Annotated in this window: 7 protein-coding genes; 3 read left to right on the top strand and 4 right to left on the bottom strand. The window is 43.9% G+C overall.

Features of this window, described 5'->3' with window-relative positions; translation table 11 throughout:
- Positions 1-134: 134 nt before the first annotated feature.
- Both A8L45_RS21240 and A8L45_RS21235 read right to left on the bottom strand, forming a co-directional pair.
- Positions 135-1412: a dicarboxylate/amino acid:cation symporter gene (locus tag A8L45_RS21240; protein WP_068905359.1), complete on the bottom strand. Its 1278-nt coding sequence runs from the start codon at positions 1410-1412 to the stop codon at positions 135-137.
- 508 nt (positions 1413-1920) lie between these two features.
- Positions 1921-2403 carry a MarR family winged helix-turn-helix transcriptional regulator gene (locus A8L45_RS21235; RefSeq protein ID WP_068905358.1) on the bottom strand — a complete coding sequence of 161 codons (483 nt, stop codon included), beginning with the start codon at positions 2401-2403 and terminating at the stop codon, positions 1921-1923.
- A 98-nt stretch (positions 2404-2501) separates the two neighbouring features.
- Between A8L45_RS21235 and A8L45_RS21230 the strand changes: the two genes are divergently transcribed.
- Positions 2502-3368: a DMT family transporter gene (locus A8L45_RS21230; RefSeq protein ID WP_068905357.1), complete on the top strand. Its 867-nt coding sequence runs from the start codon at positions 2502-2504 to the stop codon at positions 3366-3368.
- Positions 3369-3465: 97 nt separating this feature from the next.
- Here A8L45_RS21230 and A8L45_RS21225 read toward each other — a convergent pair whose 3' ends face one another.
- Positions 3466-3909, bottom strand: a complete 444-nt coding sequence (locus A8L45_RS21225; protein ID WP_083228467.1) for a 5' nucleotidase, NT5C type — start codon at positions 3907-3909, stop codon at positions 3466-3468.
- A 435-nt stretch (positions 3910-4344) separates the two neighbouring features.
- On the bottom strand, positions 4345-4884 hold the full coding sequence (locus A8L45_RS21220) for an outer membrane beta-barrel protein (RefSeq protein ID WP_245680790.1): 540 nt from the start codon (positions 4882-4884) through the stop codon (positions 4345-4347).
- Between the two features lie 476 nt (positions 4885-5360).
- Between A8L45_RS21220 and A8L45_RS21215 the strand changes: the two genes are divergently transcribed.
- Together A8L45_RS21215 and A8L45_RS21210 are read left to right on the top strand one after the other, a co-directional pair.
- Entirely contained in the window at positions 5361-6344 is a 984-nt protein-coding gene (locus tag A8L45_RS21215; protein ID WP_068905355.1) for an alpha/beta hydrolase, read from the top strand.
- Positions 6345-6479: 135 nt separating this feature from the next.
- The gene (locus tag A8L45_RS21210; RefSeq protein WP_083228465.1) at positions 6480-8732 is read left to right on the top strand and encodes a phospholipase D-like domain-containing protein; all 2253 of its coding nucleotides are present in this window, start codon (positions 6480-6482) and stop codon (positions 8730-8732) included.
- The last annotated feature ends 96 nt before the right edge of the window (positions 8733-8828 follow it).

Raw genomic sequence — 8828 nt, 5'->3', positions numbered from 1 at the left:
ACCATTCAATGTGATTTTATTTGCTGTTCGCTCAGTTAATGTACGAAACAGATGATTTTTTGCAGCTTAGAATCCACTTCATAAAAAAAGCGGAGCCACTGCTCCGCTTTTTCACTCATTCGTAATATCTGGGTTTAGCTGGTTACTTCAGCAGTAGTTGCCGCCTTATCTTCAACGACTGGCTGAATTTCACCCTCAGATTTTGCCACGATGGTATTGACCGCTGTATCACCTACCACATTTGATGAGGTACAGAACATATCATTGATACGGTCAACTGCCGCGACAATCGCCAAACCCTCAGGTGGAATACCCAGTTGATGCAGCAACACGCCAACCATCACAATACCACCGCCGGGTACACCACCAGCTCCAATAGAGAGAAGCAAGACGGTAAAGCCTAATGTCAGCATATCAGACAAAGCAAAAGGCTGACCAAACGCGTTGGCACAGAACACAGTCGCAATAGCAATATAAATTGATACGCCTGACATGTTCATCGTCGCACCCAACGGGACACCAAATCCTGCGACGGATTTTGATACACCGATTTTATCTGTCAGGGTTCGCATTGTGACGGGAATCGTCGCATTCGAGCTTGCCGTCGACAGTGAAAACAGTACCTGCTCGCGAGTCTTACGTGAGAATTCTCTCGCTGAGATCCCAGTCGTCAGCTGAACCATCATGGGGTAGAAAATGAAGATCCAGAACGCCAACATGACAACAACCAAGGCCACATAGCTTGCTACCGACATCAGAGTCTGGGCATCCAGCGTTGCGCCTAAATGAATCATCAACGCAAACACACCATAAGGAGCAAGACTCATCACAAGACCAATCAGTTTCATCATGATCTCGTTAGCCACTTTAAAAGTGCGTACTGCCGGCCCGCTTCTGGAATCCAGCGCTTGAATGGCAATGCCAGTCAAAATTGCCATGAATATAATTTGTAGCATATCGCCTTCAGCAAACGCCTGAACAGGGTTACTTGGCACAATATTCACGACAAGAGAAGCGATATCCGGTGTTTCCGTCGCGGTAATGGCGACTGAGCCTGCGACAGTGTTTGCCAAATCAACACCTGCGCCGGGTTGAACCAAATAGGCAACTGTCAGAGCCGCAACAATGGCAATAATTGTATTAAGCAGGTAAAGGCCAAATGTTTTACCACCCAAACGACCAAAAGAACGAATATCTTTCAGTTCAACAATGCCGCAGACAATAGAAATATAAACAAGAGGGACGACTAACAACTTAATGAGGGAAACAAACATGGTTCCGGCATTTTCAGCTAGGCCAAGAAGGTAAGTATCAAAAAGGGTAATGCCGTTGAAAATGTATTGGATTGCCGTTCCGAGCAAAAGGCCAGCAAAAAGGCCAAGAAAAATCCTACTTGATAGAGATTTATCCATTTATCACACTCCGAGATTTTATGTTTTTTATGAATCTCATTTACAGTACGTTTCTCTATAAACAAGATTTGTATCGAAATAATACACACTAAAAACACAAAATAAAGGCTTTGTTTACGTTGGATTTACATTTCAAAAGCAACAATAGAAAATTTTACTGCTAAAGATCACATAGTTAGCTAATCACTAATAACTGACTATTAATTATGCACTTTATTGGGGTGTAAAATAGCCAATTGAATAAAAAATCTCATTAATTACAGGTTTAGTCAGAAGAAATCGATTTCATTGTTATAAATAACAAAAATAAATCTGTTTTGATGAAAAATTTTGGGAGAAAAAGTGAATAAATACCTGCCTCCCCTTTTTAGCTATTTCAATGAAGAAAAAAGTATCAGTATTGTGAGGAAGGTTGGATTTTAACGGGATAGACAACCATATTTTTTTTCTACCCCTTTTCTGGTTGTTGAAAGCATCTCGCTACCGAATCGTTGCAATCCGAGCAAAGTTATTCGTTAGAGAGCAACCATTTTTTTAATAGCCCTGCCAATTGCGCCTGTTCCTCTTTATTAAGGGGACTAAGTATGCGTTTTTCATTTTCAATATGAAGGGAAAACAGATGATCAATCTCGGTACTCCCTTTGTCAGTCAACGTCACCTTACAACTTCTTCGGTCTGTCTCACTGGCCTGTCTTTCAACTAATCCTCTTTTTACCAGCCCTTCAAGCCGTGTACTCATTGCCCCTGAAGATAACATCAGCGTCTGATAAAGCTCAGTAGGAGTAACGGGTTTACCTGATCGCCTGAGTGAAGCAAGAATATCGAACTCAATACTGCTTATATCATGACGTTTAAATAAGTCATTGACCTGTGGCGTCATCAAGTTCGCTACTCTGCTCAAACGACCTATCACGGCAATTGGAGATGTATCTAATTCTGGTTTTTGCTCATGCCATTGCGAAAGCACAAGATCGACGTGGTCTTGTTTCATCGATGCCTCCTTTATTCTTTTTAAAAAGATACTTGATTGAAAGGTTATATTCCAATATATTTATCTCACTAAAAAGATACTTTCTTAAGAGAATAATAATGTTTAGATTGTTATTGGCATGTACAGTGCCCATTTTGTGGGGGAGCACCTATTCTGTTGTCAGTCTATTCTTGAGCGATCTTTCACCGTTTTGGGTTGCCGTTTGGCGAGCACTGCCAGCAGGATTGTTATTACTGCTGCTGAAGCCCGGCAAGCCGCCGCTTCGTTGGACACGCATGTTTCAGCTCAGCACACTGAATATCACTTTGTTTTTCCCTCTTCTATTTATTGCTGCCTATCGTTTACCAGGCTCAGTTGCCGGCACCTTGGGCGCAACCTTGCCGCTTCAGTTGATGTTTGTGCAATGGCTATTTGAAGGAAAGAAACCAGATATCAAAAATTTATTGCTGGCCCTTGTCGGTCTGGCGGGCATTATATTAATTCTCAATCCGTCTTCAGATATCGACCCTTACGGTGCCATTGCCGCGTTAACCGCAACAGCTATGGTCGCCCGAGCATCTCTGTTACTTAAAAAGTGGCCTGTCAGTGACATCTTCCGTTTAACTGCATGGCAGTTAACGCTTGGCGGCTTGATGATGATCCCCGTTGCGCTTGTTTTTGCCGGGATACCCAAGATGATCACAACTGGACATTTACCGGGTATTTTATGGATCTGTGTATTTAACAGTGCCTTTGCCTACTGGGCGTTTGCCAAATCAATCAAGTCACTGGGGCCAAACATGATGTCGATGGTCAGCATGCTTAACCCGGTAGCTGCAGTAATTCTGGGAGTAAATCTGGTAGGAGAGTCATTATCGTCGCTGCAATGGCTGGGTATTGCTTTAGTTGCTTTATCATTAATCCTGATGATGTGTATTGGTAAAAAGGCACCGCTCAAACCCAAAATGAAGCCAGCTCATCCCTGATATACTCTCGTTGCGGATGTATCCGATAAAGGATATGTGTGGCACACAACGGCGGTGAGATCCGCATTGCCGTTATTTTTTCATCAACAGCCAGCGGCTAAACATGCAGGTATTCCCTCACCGCTCGCCAGTCTGGAAACTGGCGTCCACCAAAATGAACCAACTCTCCGCTAAACGATTCCTGCCCACAGCCACACTGGTTATCATCAATCAGGATATCGCCTTTAATCAATGCTTTGTTAGAACATATGATTAAGTGACGGACGAATGAGAGACCGAGGATGTCCTCCACCCAAACACGCTTTTCTGTGTAGCAAAGCGGATTATAGATAGAAGGTGCGGTTAATATGTAGGGTTCGTAAGCGTCAGATTCAGCCATTGCATGCATAGTTTCAACCGCCCCTTTTATCGGCAACAAACGGGCAAAAAAGCCATATTGGGACTGCGGATATACTTGATCAGGATCTCGTTGCCGAGCGCGGTCAAAAGCGCCTGAGTAATCGGCCAACACATTATCTAAATCAACAAACACAGTTTTCATATCAGTGTTATTTCTCCGCATACAGTGTCAGGAAGCATCTTGCTCAGATACTCATTAACTATAGCAAGGACGTCACAGTCCAACTTACTGAATAGTGGTGTGTAAACAGAGTATGACGCGATGTAATAAGACACAAAATAAGAATGCCACACTCGACTCTAACGAGCGTAAAGATCTTGCGCCTGTCTCAACCTAAACAGGGAGACATAGGGTTTTTCGAATAAACATTAAATTTAAAGCAGCCTTTAATTGAACATAATGAATAGTGCAACAGAGGCATTGACGCGTCCGCCTTTTCTACTTGTTCAGTTAGCACAGTAAATAATCTGACGATAACAAATTGCGGAAAAGATATGGCGTATTCAAAACTGGTTTGAGGGGATAATCTAACGACCCAAAATCTGGGTCGTCGGTGTATTGACCCGGTAAAAACGGTTAGAAGTTGACATGAAGGCCAAGTCGTCCGGTCGTCAATGCAACCTTATTACTCCTTGCATAATTGGCTTCAAGATTGATACCAAGAAAACCTAAGTCCCAGCTAAGACCAGCCGCCACCTCTCCACCTAATGAGGACGTATCCATTTGCTTTCCTCGCAATGAGTATTCCAGAGTGTAGTAGGTTAAACCGCCTTTACCGTAAACGCTGAAGCCCCCCTGCAACGGATATTCTGCATAGGCACTCAAACGGGGGCCACTACTTTCAACATCTTTTACATCGACCCCGAGGATACTGTCTATCGCAGAAAAAACGGGCACCTCAAACGACTGACGCCATCCGCCTTCAATACCAAGGTTGTCTGTTAGCATGCGACGATAGTAAATCTCACCATCTAAGATGCCGTCTTCCCCTAGTGATTGGTCGTTGATCTTCGCATCCATATTTCCGGCTCCAACATTGATGCCAAGGGTATTACCCTCAGCCATGGCCGTGCTTGACAAAAGAATGGATGTTGCCACAAACCAGATCGCTTTCACTCCGAACCCCTCCATTTTATGTATTGGTAGTGTCAATCCCTTGATGCCTGCTCCTTATTTTTATTGACTAAGGTGGTGCGGTATATCGCACCGAACACCATCATCTTGATCAACAAGAACATCTTTTATCACCATGAGCTGAAAGACATGGCGTCAATTCCTCAAATTCTCACTTATTGAGCATCATTTTTTATTTGTAACCACGCTGGCTGACATGTTTTTAAGATGTCATCTAACTGTCTGAGAGAGAGTCGATGTGGACAAGGTAAACGAAAAAAATAGCCTATGCACAAGTCACGAGGTGACCATCTATACCGGGTGGGAAACTGAGTTAATGAACTTTTATATCTTTAATTCAGTTACTTGCCAGTTAATGACGAATAAAGCTATCCTCGTTTGACATAATCACTCTGGAGTGAATATGTCAAAGTGCGCAGTTAAGAAGCCAATAACATTGAAGAATAGGGAACATCGCCATGAGGATACTCGAACCGGCATTGAAGAGCTGGCTTGACCAATTTAATGAAGCGCTAAACGCACTCAAGGTATCCGGCTTCTCGCCTACACCAGAAACTGCCCGGCAGGGACTGGCCAATCTGACACTGACTCTCACACCAGACTCACCAGAAGTGGCTAAAATCATTGATGATGAGGTTATCTCACAGTTCGAAGTATCATTTTCAGGGATGTCAGTACAGGGCGCTCCCTCAATCCCCATCAGGATTTATCATCCTTCTCCTGACACCGCATTGCCCGTACTCCTGTACCTGCATGGTGGAGGCCATACTGCCGGTAGTGTTACCGTCTATGACCCTATTTGCCGAAAATTAGCCATCCACACTCAGCATATTGTGGTTTCTCTGGATTATCGACTTGCCCCTGAGTACCCCTATCCTGCCGGACTCACTGATTGCTACCAGGTAGCAAGAGGAATTTGGCCCCTTCTTGAAAAACATAAAGTGTCAGCCGTAAAAAGCCTTTCCGTTGCAGGTGACTCTGGGGGCGGGGCTTTGGCCGCCAGCCTTTCCCAACGAGCGTGTAATGACGAAAACCTCAACATCGACAAGCAGATTCTGATTTATCCCAGCCTCGATTACACAATGAATCAGCCCTCGCTCATCGAAAATGGCACCGGCTATCTGCTGCAAACGGAAACGATCGCTTGGTATTTTAACAACTACTTCCAACACCATGAAAACCGGGAGCAAGTATCACCACTTTGGCAAGAGATCGATGCCGGGCATTTTCCAAAAACGCTTTTATTCACTGCGGAATTTTGCCCTCTGCGCGATGAAGGAAAAGCATTTGTCGACAAACTGGAGCAAGCAGGCGTCAACATAGAACATCATCACTTCGATAACATGATCCATGCCTTCCTCAATATGGAGACGCTAACGGCAAAAGCCTGCCAGCACGTCTACCAGCAAGCTGCATCATTTTTAAATGATGGCATTACATAGCAATAATAAAAGTGCAGTACATCGCTTGGGACTATTGATTATGCGGAAGCCGCTTAACAGTGAGAAAGAACAAGCGAATCCAAATTACGTGAAACATAACTCGATGTTACACTGATAATCTCGTTCCATCTTTTGATGGAACGGTATCTTGCGATGCACCAGCGCTATCCCCTAGCCATCTTTTACTGTCTTGTTTTGATGGTATCAGCCTGCGCAACTTCAACAAATCAAGGACTAACAAAGCTTCTGGAGTCCTCTTCTGTCGCATTAGAAACTAAATCTGGCAAGCTGATTAGAGATAATGATGAAGCATTACTCACTAAACTGAACATGATCAGGTCAGCAAAGCAGACTATTGATCTCGCCTATTACATCTATGCTGACGACTCAAGTACCGCCGTCCTCACTGAAGCCTTGATAGATGCAGCAAACCGGGGAGTAAAAGTCCGGCTATTGCTTGACTACTTTATCAATTTTCGCCAGTTTGCTCGTTTGGAAAGGCTTGAATCACTGACTCGCAGCAGTCCGGGCAGCATCGAAATCAGACTGTTTAACTCGCCAGATAAAAGTATCATCCAAGATGCCATCTATTTAACGCTAGGCTGTGGGCAGGCGTTCCAACAAACACCTGAAAGCAATCGCCAACTCAGGTGCAGCACAGAAAAACTGGCACTACTGAATAACCTCATAAGCTCAACCCAAAAAACAGCCTATGCAACGACAGCTGCATCACGACTGTTACTGACAGGGCTTTATGGACGCTCTGTCCCGCTGATGCAAATGGCGCTATCTTCAAATCTTGAACAGGCATTGAACGAGCTCAGAAAATACAAAGACAATGATGAGCAGATGACGAAAGGCAATATTAAGGAAATTAGCCGTCTCAGTTCTATCTATTTTCAAGCTAAATTTAATACTGGACTCAACAGACTGATTAATCAGTTGCAATTGTCAGCACTTTCTCTGGTTTATGGCGACGAACTGGAGCCGTATACCTCCTTGCTCACTCACTTTCTTCCTGTCGACATAAAGCGTTCTGCCAGAGATATCCTTGCATGGCGTCATATGACAGATTTCCTTCATCATAAATTGCTGCTTGTAGACAGCCAGCAATTGCAAATTGGCGGAAGAAACCTCGAGGATGCCTACCACACTCAACCCGGCGCTTTTAATAGCAAATACTCGTTTATTGATACCGATGTAGCACTGACCCTCATTGCGCCGGATGCTGCTCTTCAAAAAACATTTGACCAGCTTTGGTCTTTCGAACTACTAACAACAAGACTCAAAGACATTAAGGCCCACAGCGATCCACAGGCATTAATTGCCTACCAGCAAGCGCAGGCCCAGTGCCAGACCGAGTCTTGCATACAAAAAGAATTTCGTCGCCAATTGACATTAAACGATGAAACACTGACCTCCAAGCTCGACCAACACCAACAAAATATGGCTGATCGTTTTCGTCAGGATTATTTACCTCAAAGACAGTATTTTCCGCTTGATGACATTCCCATTGATGCATCAGCAAAGATTTATTATGTAGAGAACCTCCCGTTTACTAGCGCGCAGCCTTTGGAAAGGAAATTTGGTTCGGTAAATGGTCGTGAGCAAGAGTCGGGTAAACATATACACGCACTCTGGCTGGCAGCGATAAAAGATGTATGCGCTAACGCGAGGGCTGGCAAACCGCAATCGATAGTTTTCCACAACGCTTATGTCATGTTGCCATCAAATCTTCTGTCGACCATTGCCCGCATGTTGGATGGCCGACTCAAATGTCCTGACGTGGAGCTCACCATTATCACAAACTCGATGGCAAGCACGGATCTTAATTTGGTTAATCTATTGGCTAATCATCAGTTAAAAGCACTGATGGAACACAGCCTTACCAGCAAAAATAATCTGGGATTTCGTCTGCGATATTTAGAGCATCAACCACGGGCCGTCGGTCAAAGTGAACGCTCATTACATAGCAAGCTAATGATTTTTGGTAACGATCTGTTTGTTGGCTCATCCAATGCCGATGTCAGAAGTTTAATGATGGATACCAACAATGGTCTTTTTATTCAGCAAGCTCCCATGCTGATAAAGGCGTATCAAACATGGCTGACCTCATTAAATGAGAGGGGAATAGTCGCCGAACCTGAGTTTAATGTGAAGAAACAGAGCAGAGAGGCGTTACTGGCAAGGGATAACCAATTTATTGATGCTGTTCTGGTGAAATATCAAACCAAACGCTGGCTGAGTGACGAGCAGAATGATCAGCTCAAAGCCAGATTTATCAAGCTTCTTGATGATGCCTATCAGATGAGTGTTGAGATTATTAAAGGCGGAAGAAGTGGAAAAGACGCTGAAACGCGTTTTGATGTGCTCTTTAAGACAATTTAGATTTTGTCGTAAGCACTATCAGCAACGTATTGAAAAGCAAGAGGCGTGTTGAAAAGCAGATACAAAAAATGCCGGATAAACCGGCATCTTTTTACT

The sequence above is a fragment of the Veronia pacifica genome (assembly GCF_001707825.1).
GTDB classification, from domain to species: Bacteria; Pseudomonadota; Gammaproteobacteria; order Enterobacterales; family Vibrionaceae; genus Veronia; species Veronia pacifica.
This window is presented reverse-complemented; position numbering and strand designations above follow the sequence as displayed.

Excerpts from the sequence above, each read along its gene's own strand:
- A8L45_RS21240 (WP_068905359.1), bottom strand. The coding sequence starts at position 1,412 with ATGGATAAATCTCTATCAAGTAGGATTTTTCTTGGCCTTTTTGCTGGC.
- A8L45_RS21235 (WP_068905358.1), bottom strand. The coding sequence starts at position 2,403 with ATGAAACAAGACCACGTCGATCTTGTGCTTTCGCAATGGCATGAGCAA.
- A8L45_RS21230 (WP_068905357.1), top strand. The coding sequence starts at position 2,502 with ATGTTTAGATTGTTATTGGCATGTACAGTGCCCATTTTGTGGGGGAGC.
- A8L45_RS21225 (WP_083228467.1), bottom strand. The coding sequence starts at position 3,909 with ATGAAAACTGTGTTTGTTGATTTAGATAATGTGTTGGCCGATTACTCA.
- A8L45_RS21215 (WP_068905355.1), top strand. The coding sequence starts at position 5,361 with ATGAGGATACTCGAACCGGCATTGAAGAGCTGGCTTGACCAATTTAAT.
- A8L45_RS21210 (WP_083228465.1), top strand. The coding sequence starts at position 6,480 with ATGGAACGGTATCTTGCGATGCACCAGCGCTATCCCCTAGCCATCTTT.